18 protein-coding genes are annotated in these 20,264 nt (G+C 46.5%); 14 read left to right on the top strand and 4 right to left on the bottom strand.

The genetic code is table 11. The features are described 5' to 3' along the window. Positions 1–96 precede the first annotated feature (96 nt). The 10 genes from doeA to NB463_RS04495 all read left to right on the top strand — a co-directional run bounded on the left by doeA (position 97) and on the right by NB463_RS04495 (position 10,824). A complete protein-coding gene (gene doeA, locus NB463_RS04540) occupies positions 97–1,284 on the top strand; it encodes an ectoine hydrolase DoeA (RefSeq protein ID WP_005392731.1) in 1,188 nt (395 codons plus the stop codon). Positions 1,285–1,338: 54 nt separating this feature from the next. Then, positions 1,339–2,346, top strand: coding sequence for a N(2)-acetyl-L-2,4-diaminobutanoate deacetylase DoeB (doeB, locus tag NB463_RS04535; protein ID WP_170892154.1), 1,008 nt, complete (start codon positions 1,339–1,341; stop codon positions 2,344–2,346). 332 nt (positions 2,347–2,678) lie between these two features. Beyond that, the gene (locus tag NB463_RS04530; RefSeq protein ID WP_134645449.1) at positions 2,679–3,692 is read left to right on the top strand and encodes a TRAP transporter substrate-binding protein; all 1,014 of its coding nucleotides are present in this window, start codon (positions 2,679–2,681) and stop codon (positions 3,690–3,692) included. A 91-nt stretch (positions 3,693–3,783) separates the two neighbouring features. Beyond that, positions 3,784–4,263: an Lrp/AsnC family transcriptional regulator gene (locus tag NB463_RS04525; protein WP_006741393.1), complete on the top strand. Its 480-nt coding sequence runs from the start codon at positions 3,784–3,786 to the stop codon at positions 4,261–4,263. Positions 4,264–4,418: 155 nt separating this feature from the next. Further along, on the top strand, positions 4,419–5,939 hold the full coding sequence (locus tag NB463_RS04520; RefSeq protein WP_258431915.1) for an NAD-dependent succinate-semialdehyde dehydrogenase: 1,521 nt from the start codon (positions 4,419–4,421) through the stop codon (positions 5,937–5,939). Positions 5,940–5,980: 41 nt separating this feature from the next. After that, positions 5,981–7,387 carry an aspartate aminotransferase family protein gene (locus NB463_RS04515; RefSeq protein ID WP_258431914.1) on the top strand — a complete coding sequence of 469 codons (1,407 nt, stop codon included), beginning with the start codon at positions 5,981–5,983 and terminating at the stop codon, positions 7,385–7,387. A gap of 86 nt (positions 7,388–7,473) precedes the next feature. Next, entirely contained in the window at positions 7,474–8,448 is a 975-nt protein-coding gene (gene eutB / locus NB463_RS04510; protein ID WP_006741390.1) for a hydroxyectoine utilization dehydratase EutB, read from the top strand. 14 nt (positions 8,449–8,462) lie between these two features. Further along, positions 8,463–9,422, top strand: a complete 960-nt coding sequence (locus NB463_RS04505; protein ID WP_145534461.1) for a cyclodeaminase — start codon at positions 8,463–8,465, stop codon at positions 9,420–9,422. A 56-nt stretch (positions 9,423–9,478) separates the two neighbouring features. After that, on the top strand, positions 9,479–10,255 hold the full coding sequence (locus tag NB463_RS04500) for a maleate cis-trans isomerase family protein (protein ID WP_258431913.1): 777 nt from the start codon (positions 9,479–9,481) through the stop codon (positions 10,253–10,255). 47 nt (positions 10,256–10,302) lie between these two features. Then, a complete protein-coding gene (locus NB463_RS04495) occupies positions 10,303–10,824 on the top strand; it encodes a DUF2058 domain-containing protein (RefSeq protein WP_006741387.1) in 522 nt (173 codons plus the stop codon). A 95-nt stretch (positions 10,825–10,919) separates the two neighbouring features. On the opposite strand, the gene NB463_RS04490 is transcribed toward NB463_RS04495, so the two are convergent. From NB463_RS04490 to NB463_RS04480, 3 genes are all read right to left on the bottom strand, one after another. Beyond that, positions 10,920–11,534, bottom strand: coding sequence for a LysE family translocator (locus NB463_RS04490; RefSeq protein ID WP_047008055.1), 615 nt, complete (start codon positions 11,532–11,534; stop codon positions 10,920–10,922). Between the two features lie 79 nt (positions 11,535–11,613). After that, on the bottom strand, positions 11,614–12,006 hold the full coding sequence (locus NB463_RS04485; protein ID WP_047008054.1) for a ribosome recycling factor family protein: 393 nt from the start codon (positions 12,004–12,006) through the stop codon (positions 11,614–11,616). A gap of 3 nt (positions 12,007–12,009) precedes the next feature. Further along, on the bottom strand, positions 12,010–12,879 hold the full coding sequence (locus NB463_RS04480) for a LysR family transcriptional regulator (protein ID WP_258431912.1): 870 nt from the start codon (positions 12,877–12,879) through the stop codon (positions 12,010–12,012). Between the two features lie 105 nt (positions 12,880–12,984). Here NB463_RS04480 and NB463_RS04475 point away from each other — a divergent pair, with 105 nt between their 5' ends. Both NB463_RS04475 and ansB read left to right on the top strand, forming a co-directional pair. Further along, positions 12,985–14,241, top strand: a complete 1,257-nt coding sequence (locus tag NB463_RS04475) for an adenylosuccinate synthase (protein WP_053808067.1) — start codon at positions 12,985–12,987, stop codon at positions 14,239–14,241. A 371-nt stretch (positions 14,242–14,612) separates the two neighbouring features. Further along, positions 14,613–15,677, top strand: a complete 1,065-nt coding sequence (ansB, locus tag NB463_RS04470) for an L-asparaginase 2 (protein WP_258431911.1) — start codon at positions 14,613–14,615, stop codon at positions 15,675–15,677. Positions 15,678–15,757: 80 nt separating this feature from the next. Here the strand turns inward: ansB and ppsR are convergent, their stop codons facing one another. After that, entirely contained in the window at positions 15,758–16,594 is an 837-nt protein-coding gene (gene ppsR / locus NB463_RS04465) for a posphoenolpyruvate synthetase regulatory kinase/phosphorylase PpsR (protein WP_005373820.1), read from the bottom strand. Positions 16,595–16,846: 252 nt separating this feature from the next. On the opposite strand from ppsR, the gene ppsA reads away from it, so the two are divergent. Further along, a complete protein-coding gene (gene ppsA / locus NB463_RS04460; RefSeq protein WP_258431910.1) occupies positions 16,847–19,219 on the top strand; it encodes a phosphoenolpyruvate synthase in 2,373 nt (790 codons plus the stop codon). A 170-nt stretch (positions 19,220–19,389) separates the two neighbouring features. Next, a complete protein-coding gene (locus NB463_RS04455; protein WP_258431909.1) occupies positions 19,390–20,169 on the top strand; it encodes a hypothetical protein in 780 nt (259 codons plus the stop codon). The last annotated feature ends 95 nt before the right edge of the window (positions 20,170–20,264 follow it).

Here is a 20,264-nt window from a genome sequence, read left to right as displayed (position 1 = left end):
TTTTTAAACGCAGGTCTGGCTGACCTGGTGGAAGGTAGAAATACCTCAACGTCTCCGAAGGCCCATAAGGCGTCGGATTTTTAACAAGGAGAAAATATGAGAGGCGTTGCTTTGCATTTTACACTGGATGAATTCCAGGACCGATTAACAAAAGTTCGGCAGTCGATGGAAGAACGAGAGTTGGATGTCCTTATCATTCACGATCCTTCTAACATGGCATGGCTGACTGGTTATGACGGTTGGTCTTTTTATGTCCCACAATGTGTCGTTGTAGGATCATCTGGCGAGCCTGTTTGGTTTGGGCGCTGCCAAGATGCCAATGGGGCATACAGAACTGCGTATATGTCGGCAGAAAATATCACCTACTACCCAGACCATTATGTAATGAATCCACCATTACACCCAATGGATTTTCTGGTAGAAGCGGTACTCGCCCCGCGTCTTTGGGATCGCGGCCGTATCGGGGTGGAAAAAGATAACTATTACTTTAGTGCCACCGCTTACGAGTCACTCACCACGCACTTGCCGAATGCTCAACTTCTCGATGCAACCGGGCTAGTCAATTGGTGTCGCGCCGTTAAATCTGATCAAGAACTAGCTTATATGTACCGCGCAGCTCGCATTGTTGAAAACATGCATCGCGTCGCGTTCGATATGATCGAGCCAGGATTGCCGAAACATCACCTTGTCGCCGAGATTAACCGCCAAGCAGTACTTGGGCATGAAGATCACTTTGGCGATTACACCGCGATCGTACCGCTTTTGCCATCTGGTTCTGATGCTTCTGCACCTCACCTAACGTGGGACGATAGACCTTTCAAAAAAGGCGAAGGTACTTTTTTCGAAATCGCTGGCGCGCATCGCCGTTACCATTGCCCACTCTCTCGCACTATTTTTCTTGGAGAACCGGACGACAAATTCAAACGTGCAGATGAAGCATTAACTTTAGGTCTCGAAGCAGGCTTAGAAGTCGCAAGACCAGGCAATACTTGCGCCGACATCGCCAACGCATTGAACCAAGTCCTCGATAAAGCAGGATTCTCACGTGAAGGCGCCCGCTGTGGTTACCCAATTGGTCTGAGCTACCCTCCTGATTGGGGCGAACGAACCATGAGCTTGCGAGACACCGATAAAACCGTATTAAAAGAAGGCATGACATTCCACTTTATGCCGGGGCTATGGTTTGAAGATTGGGGGTTAGAAACCACCGAAAGCATTGTGATCACCCGTGATGGTGCAAAAACACTGTGTGATTTTCCACGCCACTTATTTGTTAAACACTAATTTTTCAAACCGTAAGTTCTGTTGAACTAGGCTTAAGAACAAAAAGGACTCGATATGCAAAAGAACTCGATCACAGCCACCGTAGACTTTGACCGAGAAGGCGTGCAGCACGGCTTTTTAGCGCTGCCCTATTCCCATGATGACTCCGCTTGGGGAAGCATCATGATACCTATCACCGTGATAAAAAATGGTCACGGGCCAACGGCGCTGCTTACTGGCGGTAATCATGGTGATGAATACGAAGGTATTACCAGCCTGCTTAAATTGGCAAACTCGCTTCAAGCAGAGCAAATCCAAGGTCGCGTCATTATTGTGCCAATGATGAACTTACCTGCGGTACAAAATGCCTCGCGCACATCGTCTATCGATAAAGGGAATTTAAATCGCAGCTTTCCCGGAAACCCTGTAGGCTCAGTGACCGAAAAAATCGCGGATTACTTTACTCGTTACTTAGTACCCATGTGCGATTTTGCGTTAGACATTCATTCAGGTGGTAAAACGTTAGACATCGTGCCTTTCGCCGCAGCCCATCGCCTCGACAACCTCGATCAAGAAGAAGCATGCATCTTAGGTGCAAAGCTGTTTGGCGCACCTTACACCATGATCTTGCTCGAAATGGACGCCACCAGCCTGTACGACACCGCAGTGGAATCTCAAGGCAAAATTTTCGTCACCACAGAGCTCAGAGGTGGCGGAACCAGCACTCCAGAAACCATCGCTTATGCCGACCGTGGTATTCGTAACTTCTTGCGTTTTTCGGGCAACTTATCAGGTGATTACGAAAAACCAACCCTGCCAACTAGGTTGCTTGATATGCCCGATGCAAGTTGCTACGTGCAAAGCCAGCACAACGGTATCACCGAATACTTATTTGAGCTTGGCGATACCATCAAACAAGACGATGTACTGGCAAGAATCTATTCAACCGAGCGTACAGGGAGCGACCCTATCGAATACAAAGCGCAGCGCAGTGGGATTTTTGCTGCACGTCGTTTCCCAGCCATGGTCAACATTGGTGACACGGTCGCCGTAATTGCCGAAGACTGTGGCGAATTAAACTAACTCTTATTAGGGCGTATTGACCTTTCGCGGTTAAATTTTGTTCGAGGTAAAATCGTTTTAGGCGCGGCGAAGACTATGCAGCCTAGTCATTCTAAGCAAATGGTCTTCAACAAAGCATAAAACGATTTTTGCGGGGGCGCCTAGCTCGAACCCTTCGGGCAGCCTTTGTGGTTCATTTCTACTGCGTTATCGGCTTTTTATGTAGGCCACCCACAAATCGCTGCAAAAATCAGCTCGAAAGGTCAACACGCCCTAAACACGACACAACATCGGGTCTGGTGTATCACCTGCCGTTGGTGAATTGACTCACAAACTGATTAAGGAAGAAATGGATGAATCCGATGAAACACAGCTACCTAACGAGTGCCGTACTGATCGCAGCCAGCTTTGCCACCAGCAATGTTTATGCAGAAACGTGGAAATTCGCTCTAGAAGAAGTCAAAGGCTCGGTGCAAGATGCTTATGCGCAAGAGTTTAAAAAGCGCATCGAAAATGCAACCGATGGCGACGTCACAGTGGAAGTCTATCCATACGGCACATTAGGTCAGTCAGAAGATCTTACCGAGCTTACTGCGAACGGTATTATCCAATTTACCAACGCATCGCCAGGTATTTTTGGTTCATTCGTGCCCGAAATGCAGGTTTTCTCCATCCCTTACCTTTTGTCGCAAGACAATGATGTGAATAAAAAAGTGCTGAGTTCAAGCCCTACTATCTATGACACACTCGGCGGAAAGCTAGAACAGAAAAACCTCAAACTTCTCACTATGTATCCAGAAGGTGAAATGGTGTGGACGACCAACCGTGAGATTCGTTCTCCAAAAGATTTTGATAACTTCAAAATACGCGTGATGGCATCGCCAATGCTGGTTGAGGCTTATAAATCGTTTGGAGCCGACCCTACGCCTTTACCCTACTCAGAAGTCTATGGTGCTCTGCAACTTAAAATGATCGATGGTCAAGTAAACCCCGTTTTTGCTATCGAAGAAATGAAGTTCTACGAAGTGAACGACTACATGATCTGGGCAGGACAACAACAATTTACTACGACTGTCATTACCAACAACAGTTGGTTCGAAACCCTTCCACAAGACCGCCAAGATCAGGTCAATAAAGTCATCGCTGGTATGACTGACTTTATATTTGAAAAACAGGATGAGTTTAACCAAAAACGTCTTGAGCAAATTAAGCAAGCAAAACCAGATATGCAGATGATCAAACTCGACAGTGACGAACGTGCAGCATTTAAACAAGCCTCTATGCCAATGCGGGACAAATACATCGAGCTTACAGGCGACAGCGGTAAAGCGGTGCTGAGCTCACTGGAACAAGAGTTCAATCAATAACAGAAAAAGGAGTGGCCTTCGGGCCACCTTATAGCGGTTGACCAGTCATCAACTATTCTGAACTGATTGGTATTTTACAGGGAGACCAATTATGCGCCTCGATCGCTACGACGTAAAAATTCTACAAATACTTCATGACAATGGCCGTATTACCAAATCTCACCTTGCCGAGGCCATTAACCTATCCGTGAGCCCTTGCTGGGAGCGTGTCAAAAAACTGGAAGAAGCAGGCATCATTGAAGGCTACGGGGCAAAAGTAAATACCGATGTTTTGTTCAAACGAACGTCGGTCATGGTTGAAGTTACACTCAAAGAGCACAGCGCCCAAGCGTTCAAACGTTTCGAGCAACTGGTTCAACACTCACCAGAAGTCACTGATTGTTATGCCACAGGCGGCGGTGTCGATTACATCCTCAAAATTCAGTCGGAAGATATTGATCAATATCAGCGGCTTATCGACAACTGGTTAGAGTCAGAAGTGGGCATTGAGCGCTACTTTACTTACATCGTGACGAAAACAATCAAACGTGATGCAGGCACATTAGAAGTGAACCAAAACGCCTTGTTCTAAAAGGGAAAACACGCTTAAAAGACGACCAGAAAAATCACCATATCTGACGGTGTGGAAAAGAAAGTTTTGATAGTTTAAACCTCGGCATCAGAAATTATTTCGCTCACTTCTCCATTACAGTTTAACTATGGACAACGACGCTGGGAGAAGGACTCATGACAGCACTGCACAGCTTACATGCTGAGGAATTAAAAGCCTCGCACGACATGATGGCGATAATGAAAGACGTACGTTTGGTGAGAGGTTTAGCGTACGTAAATGGCAAATGGGTAAGTGGTGACCAATTTCATCCGGTGGATAATCCAGCGGATGGGACGGTCATAGGCTACATCACCAAGCTATCTCAGCAACAACTCTATCAAGCGATTGATGAAGCCGACCAAGCCTTTCGTCAATGGCGAAAAATGCAAGCAGAAGAACGCGCTGAAATTCTCATGCGTTGGCACGATCTGATTTTAGAATCAAAACAAGATCTTGCTCGTTTGATGGTTATGGAACAAGGCAAAACATTAGGTGATGCTTTGGGTGAAATCGACTACGGCGCATCCTTTGTTCGTTGGTTTGCAGAGGAAGCACGCCGCAGTTATGGCGAAACCATCCCAAGTCATATTCCGAATGCGCAGCTATCGACGGTACGCGAACCGATTGGTGTCGCAGCACTGATTACACCATGGAATTTTCCTAATGCAATGGTCACCCGTAAAGCCGCCGCAGCATTAGCGATAGGCTGTCCGGTGCTCATCAAACCTGCCAGTGAAACGCCTTTCTCCGCATTGGCCTTGGCAGAATTAGCAGACCGAGCCGGCTTTCCACCTGGTGTATTTAACGTGATTACTGGCGATGCGTTGATAGTGTCACAAACCTTGTGTCACTCCGATAAAGTCAAAGCGCTCTCGTTCACAGGTTCAACTCGAGTGGGTAAGTTGCTGCTGCGCGACGCGGCACAAACCGTGAAGAAATGCAGTATGGAGCTCGGTGGTAATGCCCCTTTCATCGTGCTGCCAGATATGGATGTCGAGCAAGCAGCCAAAGCCGCCGTCGATGCCAAGTTTCAAACCGCAGGACAAGACTGCTTGGCCGCAAACCGTATTTTCGTCCCTGAAGATAAGTACGAAGCGTTTTTGGAAGCGTTTGCCAAAGAAATGAGCCACATCGTTTTAGGCAATGGTTTAGATAAAAAAACCACCATGGGGCCGCTGATCAATCGCGCTGCGGTGGATAAAGCGCATGATTTGGTGCGTGACGCACTCGACAAAGGCGCGCGATTGGTAGCGGGATACCACCAGCCCGTACCAGGCGAAAACTTCTTCGCGCCGACATTGCTGGCCGATGTCACCCCTGATATGGCGGTGTATCGCGAAGAGAATTTTTGTCCTGTGGCAGGCGTGTTGCCTTACCAAGACTTAGATACCGTGATTGAAATGAGCAACGACACTGAGTACGGCTTAGCTGCCTATGTTTATGGTCACGATATTCACCAAATTTGGCGCTGCATGCGTGGTTTGGAGTTTGGCATGGTGAGCGTGAACTCCGTCAAGATGACTGGCCACCCTATCCCATTTGGCGGTGTTAAACAGTCAGGGCTTGGACGAGAAGGCAGTCGTCACGGCTTTGAAGAATACAGTGAAATCAAATACTGCTGCTTAGGCGCTTTACCAACCGTCAGTGGCAGTTAAGGCACGAAATATGGATATCCAATTATTCGAGGAGAAGGATCATGAGCAACAAAACCAAACAACTTTTAGAGATCGACCGTCAGAGAGTATTTCATGCCTCAACCCACCTGAAGCAGTATGCGGCTGGGGAGCTTTCGGGAAGAATTATCTCGAGCGGAAGCGGAATACGCATCACCGATTCAGAAGGCATCGAGCTGATAGACGGCTTTGCCGGGTTGTATTGTGTGAACATTGGCTATGGCAGGACTGAAATGGCCGATGCTATTTATGAACAAGCCAAAGAGCTGGCGTACTACCATACTTACGTCGGTCATACCAACGAAGCACTGGTGACACTGTCAGATCGCATCATCAAAATGGCGCCTGAAGGCATGAGTAAAGTCTACTACGGCATGTCAGGCAGTGATGCGAACGAAACTCAACTTAAGTTGGTGTGGTATTACAACAATGCTCGTGGTCTATCAGAGAAGAAAAAAATTATCTCCCGTGATCGCGGCTACCATGGTTCAAGTATCGCTTCGGGTTCAATGACAGGGTTGCCTCTGTTCCACGCACATTTTGATTTACCGCTTGAGCGCATCAAGCACACCATGGCGCCGTATTACTATCGTCGTGAAGACGAGAGCATGTCTGAGCTTGAATTCTCTCAATATTGTGCGGATCAACTCGAAGCGATGATCTTGGAAGAAGGCCCTGAAACGGTGGCAGCGATGATTGCAGAACCAGTGCTCGGTACTGGTGGTATTGTGCCACCACCAGAAGGATACTGGCAGGCGATTCGCAAAGTACTCGACAAATACGATGTACTCTTGATTGCGGATGAAGTGGTCTGTGGCTTTGGCCGCCTCGGCTCCGATTTTGGTTCGCTGCACTACGACATGAAACCGGATCTCATCACGGTAGCGAAAGGGTTAACCTCTGCGTATCAACCGCTATCTGGCGTGATCGTCGGTGAACGAGTTTGGAGTGTGCTAGAAAACGGCACCGACCAATGGGGCGCTATCGGACACGGTTATACCTACTCCGGTCACCCAATGGGAGCGGCAGCAGCGAACTGCAACCTCGATATAATTGAACGTGAAGGCTTGGTGCAAAACGCAGCCGAGGTCGGCGCTTACCTGCAGCAACGTATGGCGGAGACGTTTAACGATCATCCATTGGTCGGTGATACTCGTGGCGTTGGCTTGTTGCATGCGTTGGAGTTTTCTTCAGACAAACTCCGCCGAGCACACTTTGATCCAAACTTGAAAGTGGGTCCGCAAATCGCGGCGGCCTGTTTAGAGCAAGGCTTAATCGCTCGCGCCATGCCACATGGTGACATCCTCGGCTTTGCTCCACCGCTTATCGCGAATCGTAATGACATCGACACTATTGTCGACAAAGCGCACCAAGCGGTCAATAAAGTGATGGATAACCTCGTCACGTCTAAACAGTGGCAGCCAAAATAGCCGCGAATTAACCAACTCACAAACCTACCAATGATTACCGCCCCCTCTGACCAAATTAGAGGGGGCGGTCCTAAGAGACGTACTAGATGGAAACACAAGCAATCTTTGCCGCAAAGAAAGCGATTAACGGATTAGTCAGTCGCACACCATTACTTCACTCACCACTGTTATCGCAACAATATCAATGTGAAATTTGGTTAAAACTGGAAACACTACAACCTATTGGTGCTTTTAAATTGCGTGGAGCGACTCATGCCATGAACAAACTGAGTGAGGAACAAAAACAACATGGCGTCGTCACTTGCTCTACTGGTAATCACGGCCGTGCCGTGGCTTATGCTGGGCAACGACTAGGAGTCCGCACCGTGATTTGTATGTCCAATTTAGTGCCACAAAACAAAGTCGACGCAATTAAAGCATTAGGCGCAGAAGTTCGAATAGTTGGTCAAGCACAAGACGACGCGGAGCGAGAAGCATTGAGGCTAACAGAAGAAGAGTCGATGACCTATCTCTCACCATTCGAACACCCAGACATCATCGCCGGACAAGGGACCATTGGGCTAGAAATCATTGAAGATCTTCCTGATGTCGACGTCATTTTCGCCGGGCTATCTGGCGGCGGATTGATTGGTGGTATTGGCTTAGCCGCAAAATCAAACAGCAGCAAAGTGAACGTGTATGGCGTTTCCATGGACAAAGGCGCTGCGATGGTAGAAAGCATTAAAGCAGGAAAACCAGTACAAGTTGAAGAGCACGAATCGTTTGCTGACAGCTTAGGTGGCGGCATAGGTTTAGACAATCGCTATACCTTCAAACTCGTGCAAGAAGTCATGGATAAAGCGTTTTTAGTCAGTGAACACAACATCGCCAAAGGCATGGCAGATATTTTCGATGCAGAAAAATTTGCCGTAGAAGGCGCGGCCGCAGTGGGGCTTGCCGCCATTCACCAGCATCAACTGGACTTACGCGGTAAGAAAGTCGTTTTGGTGCTCAGTGGAAAAAACGTCTCTTCAGACACTTTTGAGACGGCATTAAAAATTGGCCGCCAAGTCAAAGAATAACCGAGGTCGTGCGAATGAAAATCTATAATAAATCTCAGATAGAGCAAGCAACTCAGTTAGATCTTAATGCGTTAGCGGCCGTGGAAAATGGCTTCAAAGCGCTTGGGCAAGGCAACGTCACTATGCCTCCGATTCTTAGTATGGCAATCGAAGAGCATAACGGCGAAGTGGATGTAAAAACGGCGCATATCAAAGGTAATGAGCGCTTCGCGATAAAAATCAGCCCAGGTTTTTTTGATAACCCAAAACTGGGACTACCCAGCCTAAATGGTTTGATGGTCCTCTTTAGTGCGAAAACAGGGCTGGTTGATAGCGTATTGTTTGACGAAGGGTATCTAACCGACATTCGTACTGCTCTCGCCGGCGCTATCTCCGCGAAATACCTGTCGAACTCAGAAGCATCCAAAATTACGGTTATTGGCAGTGGGCTTCAAGCAGAACTCCAAGTCGCTGCGATAAAATTAGTTAGGCCAATCTCCCAAGTGAACATCTGGGCAAGAGACAACACAAAATCGCAGGCTTACAAACAACGCATGGAGCAACGATACGATCTATCCGTATCCGTACACTCCTCTATCCAGCAAGCATGCCAAGAAGCCGACATTATTGTCACGACAACACCATCAAAAGAACCTTTGCTGAATTGGGAAGATATCCCATCAGGAGCACACGTGATCGCTATGGGTTCAGACAGCCCTCATAAACGTGAACTTGCCACGTCAGTCATTCTAAATGCTGAGCATCTGGTGGTTGATCGAATTAGTCAGTCAGAGTCGCTTGGCGAGTTACGCAGTGTAAATAAACCGCTCACCCGTAGCCTAGTCGAACTTGGCGACATCATTTGCGGCAAACACCCCTACTCAAGGCGTGTTGACGATGTTTCGGTATGTGATTTAACAGGGACTGGCGTTCAAGACACCGCAATCGCTGACTATACCGCTCAACAACTCACCAGCATTCAATCCACGATGTAACTTATTCCCTGTGACTTTGGCGGTGGGCAACCACCGCACTTTTTGAGGGCCGTAACATGCCAGAGCTCTGTACGTTTCAATCTTTAACCACTCAGTTTGATTTTTCGGCGGATGTATCCGCTTATCAACGTTCAATCGGACTCATTCAACTCGCGACCGACTATGTGCTAGAAAACGAATGGCGCGAGCATTTACCCGCAGATGTTCGCTTATACACTTCACGCTTTCTCACCACAGGTACTGTTGATCCTCTGCACTTAACAGACATGCAAAACAGTATCCGCGAGTGTGTACGCACCATCGTGCCAATGTGGCCAATCAACATCATGGCGTTTGGCTGTACGTCAGCTACTGTGCTCATTGGCTCCGATCAAATCACTGATTTAATTCGTCAAGAGAGACCCGAAGCCATAACAACTAACCCTTGGCAAGCCGCACTGAGAGCGCTTGAACACCATCAAGCTCAAAGAATCGTTATGCTGACGCCGTATACTAATGACGTCAATCACCCACTTTATGAGTCCATGACCGAACATGGCATTGACGTTCTGGCCTTTGGGTATTTCAATCTCGACTACGATCCCCATATCCCAACCATTGGAGGACAAGACGTAGAAAATGCCTTAGCGCAGCTGCTTGAGTCGATTGATTGCACTGTGGACGCGGTATTTATTTCATGCACGAACATGCGAGTCATGCATCTACTGCCTTATTTCTCAAGCCGCTTTGGTATTCCTGTACTAAGCTCCAACCAAGTGATGCTTTGGGACGCATTGCGTTTGCTTGAGTCCGATAATTTCTCCGACGTGTCATCATCGCCCTTTCCTTGCTGATAAGGACTCGCTAAAATGCACAAAATTGCGCACTAACTGGATGAAACATGGCAAAACTTACCCTTCAAGAACAAATGCTGAAAGCTGGCTTAGTTAATGAAAAGAAACTAAAGAAAGCGAAGAAAGGCTCTAAAAAATCACGCGTTCAAGCACGCGAAGTAAAAGCGGCGGTTGAAGAGAATAAACGCCAACAGTTAGAGCGTGATAAACAATTGAGCGAACAGCAAAATGCCGAGCGTTTGAATAAAGAGATCAAAGCGCAAATCAATCAATTGATTGAGATGAACAAGATCGACTTAAAAGATGGCGATATTAAGTATAACTTCACCCATGGCACCTTGGTTAAGTCACTGTATGTTGATGCTCTCATCCGCGAACAGTTGATTAAAGGCATTCTAGCCATTGCGATTGTCGGTGAAAGCTACGTTGTCATTCCACGCGGAGTAGCGAATAAAATTGCTCAACGTGATGAGTCCGTCATCATCGAACAGAAAGAACCAGAATCGGACATTCCAGCAGAAGACGACCCATACGCAGATTTCGTCGTGCCAGATGACTTGATGTGGTAACAACAAACAATAGATGCATCAACGAAAAGAGCCGCTGATATAACATCAGCGGCTCTTTTTTTAATAGAAAAAATACGCTTCAGAAATGATGTGCGTTATTGCTTACTTAGTAGTAAATTCACACCAGATGCGGCTAAAAACAGCGAACATCCCCGATTAAAACGTTTCGCCATTTTTGGATTTGAAAACCAATGTCTAAGGTACAAACCAAAAATCGCGTAAATTGAAATGGCGACCATTTCTAAAATCAAAAACGTGGAGCCAAGGGCAAAAAACTGCTCTTGAACGTTGGCGTTCACGTCAACAAACTGCGGCAAAAATGCAGTAAAAATAAGAATCGCCTTCGGGTTACCGGCGGCAAGCGTAAACTCTTGTTTCGCAAGCCCTGCATAGTTGCGTGAGTTAGTTAACTCAGAGATCGGGCTCGAGTCAGAACGCCAAAGGTTGAATGCAATCCACAATAGATACAACGCACCCACCAGCTTTAACGCTAAAAACAGCATTTCTGATGTGTACAAAATCACTGCCAGCCCAGAGGCAGACAACGCGATCATGCCAGAAAATGCGGTAATACGCCCTAAACTAGCGACAAACGCGGCACGAAAACCGTAACAACGCGCATTATTCATTGCCAATAAGTTGTTTGGGCCTGGAGTCATATTCAGAGCAAAGCAAGCGGGAATAAAAAGGAGGAGCTTCCAAATATCCATGATAAAAAATGGCCTTAATTTTTAGTAATAGCCCGCACCGTAACATTGGCTGCTAGAATGAGTAAATAAAAATTCTACGCTAGAGCATTTCCGCTTCAAACCGAGCTGCTCTGGCTTGCGCAATCGTACAGTGCGTTTCTGTCATCAACTCCGCCAAGGTGATATTTGGGTTTTGCACCACCAACCGAATCAGTTTTTCTTCTAACGGTTCCAGTTTGTCCTGATGAACGGATAACCCTTTCTCCAACTTATTCATCACAAACCTTAGCTCTTCACACTGCCCTGCTTTTAGCTGATCAAGTAACGCTTTTAAGTTCAAAGCTTCTCCAGAAACTTGCCAATGACGAGAGCGCCTAACTCGCTTAACGTCACACCCGCAATCCGCCGCAATGACTTTAATGCGTTTAGCATTCTCACCGCCAATGCGATGAATCAGAGAGGGCAGCGAAACAATAATGTTGTCATCGTTCATCCGTTACTCTCCCACCACTGACACATTATCTCCAACCCAAGTGAGTAGCTGTTTGGCGGCTTTGGAGAGTACCTGATTTTGGCGCACAATGTAGCCGAAATCGGTGTTTGGAAAACTAGGCAAAGGCGTGATCTCTCGGGAAAGCGTTAACCTCGGATCAAGAGAGAAATCCGGCACAATGGCGGTCCCAAATCCTGCTTCTGCCCAATCGATTTGTGCTTCCACACTGCCCACTTCCATCACACGATGCTTAGGCAGATTTAACTCAGGTAAAGATGCATCTATCAGCTCACGGGTTCGCGTGTCGTGCCCTAGTAGAATCAGCGTCTGGCTCTCTTTTCGATTGTCCTGCCACTCAAAAATGTTATCGCCAAACGCACACCAGTGAATTTGAGTGAGAGGCGTAAAATGCAGCGGTTGACTCTCTTTTTGTGCGATAACAAAGCCGATATCGGCACGCGCACTTTTCACCAAATCCACCGCTTGAGAAGACGTGGTATTGAACAATGCCAAGTCGATACCCGGGTATTCACTTTTGAATTGCTGGAACGGTTTGATAAGCAGTAAACGTGAAACGATATCGCTCGCCGCAATAGAAAGCGTCCCCTGCGTAAGATCGTTGATGGCATTGAGATCCGATTGGCAAATTTGCAGCTCATTGAGCATTCGCTGCGCCGTATCTAACAAACGCTTCCCCGCCTGCGTCAGCTGTACAGGATTTCGCTCAATCAATTTCGTGCGCGTGGCCTGCTCCAACTGCTTGATATGCAAACTTACGTTCGGCTGCGTCATGTGCAGTTCCGTCGCTGTTTTGCCGAAATGTTTTACCTCTGCAAGAGTTACGAAGGTTCGCAGCCAGTTCAAATCTAACATTGTCAATTCCGATATGGGATTCTTATCAAGTTAATGAGTATAATTAATTTCTCTTATTATGGCGAACGCCTTAAGATTTTTGCATCTGTTTTTGGAGATTAAATTATGTCGTCTATCGTTGTTGTGGGTGCAAACTGGGGTGATGAAGGCAAAGGCCGCATCGTTGACTTTTTGGCAGAGCAAGCTTCTGCGAGCATTCGTTTCCAAGGTGGTAACAACGCGGGTCATACCGTGGTTAACGACCTAGGTACGTTCAAGCTGCACCAGCTACCAAGTGGCGTTTTCAACCCAGACTGTTTGGCAGTATTAGGTCCGGGTATGGTTATCAGCCCTGCGTTGCTGTCTCAGGAGATTGCGGAAGTTGAAGAAGCGGGCGTAAAAGTGAATATGTGCATCTCTGATCGCGCAACACTGTGTCTACCTCTACACGCACTAGAAGATACGCTAGAAGAACAACGTTTAGGCGACAAAGCATACGGTTCAACTCGTCAAGGTATTGCACCTGCGTACGGTGACCGCGTAATGAAGAAAGGCATCCTTGTTGGTTGGTTGAAGCAACCAGAAGTATTGGTTGAACGCCTTCAATTCATGATGGATTGGAAACTTCCGCAACTGCGTGCGCTTTACCCAACATTCGAGTTTGAACAAACCGCTGAAGAAATGGCGAACTGGTTGCTAGAGGTGTCTGCACCTTGGCGCGATTCAATTTGCAACGTAACGCTGCCTCTAAAAGAGCTACAAACAAAAGACAAAACACTGTTGTTCGAAGCGCAGCTTGGTGCGGGTCGTGACCTTGTTTACGGTGAGTACCCTTGGACAACATCTTCTAACGTTGTATCAATGTACGCGGGTATCGGCAGTGGTCTTCCAGCACTTCGTCCTGAACGCGTTATTGCGGTTGCAAAAGCATTCAGCTCATCAGTAGGTACTGGTACGTTGATCACTGCAATGGAAGAGCAAGATGCTTTCCGAGAACTTGCAGGCGAGTTCGGTGCAACTACAGGTCGTCCGCGCGATATGGGTTACTTCGACGCAGTCGCTACGAAGAATGGCGTTGAACTGCAAGCCGCAACTGAAATTGCACTAACGAAAGTAGACTGTTTGACTGGTCTTAACGATCTGAAAATCTGTGTTGGCTACGAAGGCGACCACAGCGAAAACCCAATCTGGCCTCAAACTGCATCTCTTGCGCCAATCTACGAGAAGATGGAAAGCTGGAGCGAGGACATCACAGGTTGTCGTAAGTTTGAAGAGCTTCCAGTAGCAGCACAGAAATACGTTCTACGCATTGAGGAACTGATGGGCGTACCAGTAAAAATGGTGTCTGTGGGTCCTGGTCGTGAACAAATGATTATGCGATAAGATGTGAATTAACACATCATTGGCAAGCGGCTTTTATCTGTTCCGGGGTAAAGCCGCTTTTTTTTTACACTGTAAACTTTGAAGAAATTGCACTTCTCAATTCGTGTTTAGTAACCTAATCGCGCCTCCCTTCCCTCTTTATTTCCCAATCAATAGATTAGAGCATATAACGCATTATGCACGTTATTAGTACATCTCACTTGTTAAAGAAGCACGTTATTTAAGTTAATTGTTTGAATTAATGTTCTTTAACTGATTGCTTGATCACGATCTTCATCTGCAATTTGTTGAACTAGTGCTCAAAAAATCTAACCCGCTGTTTTTAGGATAGATGAGTTCCCCAACATCCAACCTAATAGCAGGTGATTCCTATGACGAAAAATCTTTTCCGCCTCAGTACGATAACTCTCGGTTTATGCATCAGTTCGTTCTCTTTTGCGCAATCCGATCTTCCGAACATTAAAATTCTTGCCACTGGCGGCACCATAGCAGGCGCAGGTCAATCTGCGACAGAGTCAAACTACACCGCAGGTAAAGTCGGTGTCGAATCATTGATTTCTGCGGTACCTAGCATGACCAACATTGCAGATATTTCCGGAGAGCAAGTGGTCAGTATTGGTTCACAAGATATGAATGATGAGGTATGGCTTAAATTAGCCAAACGCGTCAACGAACTGCTCGCTCAAGATGATGTTGACGGTATCGTCATTACTCATGGTACCGATACATTAGAAGAAACCGCTTACTTCCTTGATCTGACCGTCAAGAGCAAAAAGCCAGTTGTGATCGTCGGTGCAATGCGTCCTTCCACCGCAATGAGTGCTGATGGCCCAGTTAATTTATACAACGCCGTCGTGACAGCCACCGATGAAGATTCTGAAGGGCGCGGCGTGTTAGTCGCGATGAATGACACTATATTCGATGCGCGAGACGTAACTAAAACAAACACCACTTCCGTCAGTACTTTCCAGTCACCTAACTTTGGTCCTATCGGTTACATTCATAATAGCGAGGCCAAATATCAACGAAGCCCAGAGCGTAAACATACGACAGAAACCCCATTCGATGTATCAAAACTCAACACACTACCTAAAGTAGGCATTGTTTATAACTATGCAAATGCGTCGAGCTTACCAGTCAAAGCCTTTGTGGATGCGAAGTTTGACGGCATCGTAAGTGCTGGTGTCGGTAATGGTAACTTATACCACACGGTCTTTGATGAGTTAGAAAAAGCGAGCAAAGATGGCGTTGTTGTTGTAAGGAGCTCTCGCACACCAACCGGCTCAACCACTTTGGATGCTGAAATTGATGACGACAAATATGGCTTTGTTGCCTCAGGCACACTAAACCCACAAAAAGCACGTATCTTACTGATGCTGTCACTGACTCAGACCAAAAACTATCAAGACATCCAAAAGATGTTCCAATACTATTAATTCTGTGTAAGGCATCTTTAGATGCACAAGAGGAGGTGTTACTCGCCTCCTCTTGCACACGACGATGTTGGCGCCCCTGGTTAACCAAACAAACGGCGTTTCATCCCTGCTTTTTCAAGAATACGCGTTGTGATCTCTTCCACAGAGAGAGAGGACGTATTGATATATGGGATCGCCTCTCTTCTAAACAACGCCTCTACGGTGTCTAGCTCCAACTTACACTGCTCAGTACTGGCGTAATCACTTCCAGACAAACGATTTTCACGGATTTCAGTCAAGCGCTCGGGATCGATAGTCAGCCCAAACAACTTATGACGATGGATCTCAAACTCAGGTAACAAACGCATCATCTTCACATCTTCCGCAATGAACGGATAGTTCACAACACGTAAACCAAATTGCATCGCCATGTACAAGCTAGTCGGCGTTTTTCCGCTGCGCGATACTCCCAGCAGGATAATATCGGCTTGTTCCAACCCTTTTAGCGTGATGCCATCATCATGCGCCAATGTATATTCAATGGCCGCGATACGGTCGAAATAGGTATCGGAATCTTTCCCCACACTGCGAGAACGTTGCAACTTGGGTTTTGGCGCCATCTGAATGTCGTCTTGCACTTTCTGTACAATGCTTTCCAACACATCGTAGCTGTATGCAGGCGCTTCCAGCAGCATTTCACGTACCTCTGGCACCACGATAGAGAAAAACACCAGAGGTTTGACGCCATTGCGTTGGTAGGAAGTTTCAATTTCTTTGACTACGTCAGTAGCTTTGTCCTGGCTTTCTACAAACGGAAAGGTTTTTTCGTTAGGAATGAACGGAAATTGACCGAGAACAACATGCCCTAATGTCTCACATGTTATCGCCGTACCGTCAGAAACATAGAACACATCACGACTTTGGTTATTTATTTGCATTTCTGTTTAATTTTTCAAAATCTTTTGAGTAGGATGGTACACATAATATTAATAAATCAGTTTGGCTTTCAGTTAGGTTCACCACAGCTTTAAAAATTCTTTTGAATTTTTTTTCAGCCAGAACGTAATCGTTTGCCTTTGATATCAATCTAAATGAAGCAATGTATGGTCAAAGTGTAATAACAGCCAACATGCGATTGTTTAGAGCGATTTAAGTCCCCCTACTAAGCTGCAATGTTTCTGGAGAAAGACATGCAAAAGAACACCCTCTGGTTCAATGGCCTATCCATGGATGATGTCGACAAAGTCGGCGGTAAGAATGCTTCACTTGGCGAAATGGTTTCTAACCTAGCGAACGCAGGCGTTTCTGTACCAAATGGTTTTGCGACAACCTCATACGCGTTTAACCAATTCCTTGACCACGAAGGTTTGGATGAGCGTATTCACCAATTACTTGATGAACTAGACGTTGAGGATGTGGAAGCTCTGCGTAAGACAGGTGCAACCATACGTCAATGGGTATTAGAGGCCCCTTTCCCTGCGGACCTTGAACAAGAAATCCGTGAAAACTACCAAGAACTGATTGAAGGCAACCCTGAGCTTTCTGTTGCAGTTCGTTCGTCTGCTACGGCAGAAGACCTGCCTGATGCTTCTTTTGCTGGTCAGCAAGAAACGTTTTTGAACGTGAAAGGCATCGGTGCAGTACTAGAAGCAACTAAGCACGTTTACGCTTCTCTATTTAACGACCGTGCGATCTCTTACCGTGTACACCAAGGTTTCGACCATCGTGGTATCTCACTATCTGCGGGTATCCAACGTATGGTGCGTTCAGACAAAGCTTCTTCGGGTGTGATGTTTACGCTTGATACTGAGTCTGGTTTCGACCAAGTTGTCTTCATCACCTCTTCATGGGGCCTAGGTGAAATGGTCGTTCAAGGCGCAGTAAACCCTGATGAATTCTACGTTCATAAGCCAATGCTTGAAGCGGGCGAACACCCGATCGTTAAGAAAACATTTGGTTCTAAGTTGATCAAAATGATCTACTCTGACAACCAAGAGATCGGCAAACAAGTTGATATCGTTGATACTTCTGATGAAGAGCGCAACACGTTCTCACTGAACGACGAAGAGATCAAAGAGCTCGCCAAACAAGCGATGATCATCGAGAAGCACTACCAGCGTCCAATGGACATTGAGTGGGCAAAAGATGGCATCGACGGCAAGCTGTACATTGTTCAAGCTCGTCCTGAAACCGTATGTTCACAAACGGAACAAAACGTGATTGAGCGCTACGAGCTACAGAACAAAGCAGATGTTTTGATTGAAGGTCGTGCCATCGGTCAACGTATCGGTAAAGGTGCAGTGCGTTTGGTTGACTCTCTGGACCAAATGTCATTGGTTCAGGAAGGTGATGTGTTGGTTACAGACATGACTGACCCAGACTGGGAACCAGTGATGAAGAAAGCTTCTGCTATTGTTACCAACCGTGGCGGACGTACTTGTCACGCAGCAATCATTGCTCGTGAACTCGGTATTCCTGCAATCGTTGGCTGTGGCGATGCGACAAGCAAGTTAACCGATGGTGCAACCGTGACCGTATCTTGTTCTGAAGGTGAAACGGGCTACGTTTACCAAGGTGAACTTGAATTTGATGTAAAACGCTCTTCTGTTGATGAACTGCCACTGCTACCAACAAAAGTGATGATGAACGTGGGTAACCCTGATCGCGCGTTTGACTTCGCACAAATTCCAAATGAAGGCGTTGGTCTTGCTCGTCTTGAATTCATCATCAATAAGATGATTGGTATCCACCCGAAAGCATTACTTAACTTTGATGCACAAAGCGATGAGCTAAAAGCAGAAATCACTCAGCGTATTCGTGGTTACAAAGATCCTATCGATTTCTACGTAAGCAAACTGACAGAAGGTATCGCAACCATTGCTGCGGCATTTTGGCCGAAACGCGTTATTGTTCGTATGTCTGACTTTAAGTCTAACGAATACAGCAACTTGGTTGGCGGTAAAGCATACGAACCGCATGAAGAAAACCCAATGCTTGGCTTCCGTGGCGCATCTCGTTACATTTCTCCAGTGTTTGAAGACTGCTTCGAGCTAGAAACTCAAGCAATCAAACGCGTTCGTAACGAAATGGGTCTGAAAAACGTTGAAATCATGATCCCATTTGTGCGTACACCAAGCGAAGCAGCATCAGTGATTGATTTGCTAGCGAAGTTTGATCTGCGCCGTGGTGATCAGGGTCTTAAAGTCATCATGATGTGCGAACTGCCATCCAACGCGGTCCTTGCCGATGAGTTCTTGAAGTACTTTGACGGCTTCTCGATTGGCTCAAACGACATGACTCAGCTAACACTTGGACTTGACCGTGACTCTGGCGATGTCGCACATCTATTTGATGAGCGTAACCCAGCGGTTAAGGTGATGCTTCAGATGGCGATTGATGCAGCAACAAAAGCAGGCAAATACGTTGGTATTTGTGGTCAAGGCCCATCAGACCACGACGACCTAGCGGAATGGCTAATGGATCAAGGTATTAGCTCTGTATCACTAAACCCAGATACGGTTATCGATACTTGGTTAAAACTCGGTAAAGTTAGCAGCAAGTAACACACGATAAACTCTAGCCCTCACACTCCCCTTGTGAGGGCTTTGTTATTCACACGTCATTTCACAATCAGTTCGTGATTCCTCTCTCAAGTTCGTCATTTAGTCAATTTCATTATCAAAGTCTGATGACCTAAAATGAATGGTATATTGATAACTCCAGAGAGAATTTGATGAACAAGCCTATCGCACTCCTTACTACATTGATGCTCCTGGCATCCCCTGCTTATGCCGATTGGGATGAAATTTCCAATAAAATGTCTGAGCTTGGCGACGCAGTTTCTGATACTGCACAAGATGCTTGGGACGACACCAAAGCGTTTTCAAAACAAGCGTGGCAAGATTTCACGAACTGGTCCGAGGAAGCAATCAATACCGCGGGCGAGTGGACAGAAGCTAGTATCGAGAAAAGCAAAGAATGGATAGATGCAGCCGACAAGAAAATTGATGAACTGATGGAAGGCGACACGCCAGAAGAAGCTCGCCAAGCCGTAGACTTAATGGCGGATAGTGCTTTGCTCAAGTTGTTTAATGAAAAGCCAGAGGCCAAAGCCATTTACGACAACGCTTACGGCTACGCGGTCTTTGATTCTCGTAAATTGTCTTTATTGTTTCACACCAACTCAGGGTCAGGTGTCGCTGTCAATAAGGAAACAGAAAAACGCACTTATATGAATATGTTTGGTTTGGGCGTCGCACTTGGGGCTGGCGGCAAGTTTTACCAACAAGTGATTCTGTTTGAGAACAAAGAAGACTTTGACACTTTCGTCAACGAAGGATGGGAAGCGACCAGTGAAGCCTCTGCTGTAGCTGGCGAAGATTCTGAGCAACTTTCAAAGCAATTTAACAGTGGCGTCGCCGTTTATCAGTTGAATGCAAAAGGCTTGCTCATCGATGCCAACGTGTCTGGTTCTAAATATTGGGTTAACGAAGAGCTCACCAACTCGCAGTAACGCATAGCAACTAATCGCTTAAATAGAACGGTTGTTATGCACCCTTATCAATAAGTTAACGTAGCTATGACTCCTCAAAACTGAGTACTTGTGCA

The organism is Vibrio sp. RM-41-2B, from assembly GCF_024744415.1.
In the GTDB taxonomy this organism is placed as follows: domain Bacteria; phylum Pseudomonadota; class Gammaproteobacteria; order Enterobacterales; family Vibrionaceae; genus Vibrio; species Vibrio diabolicus.
Note: the sequence above shows the minus strand (reverse complement) of the source record. Positions and strands in the feature narration are given on the sequence as shown.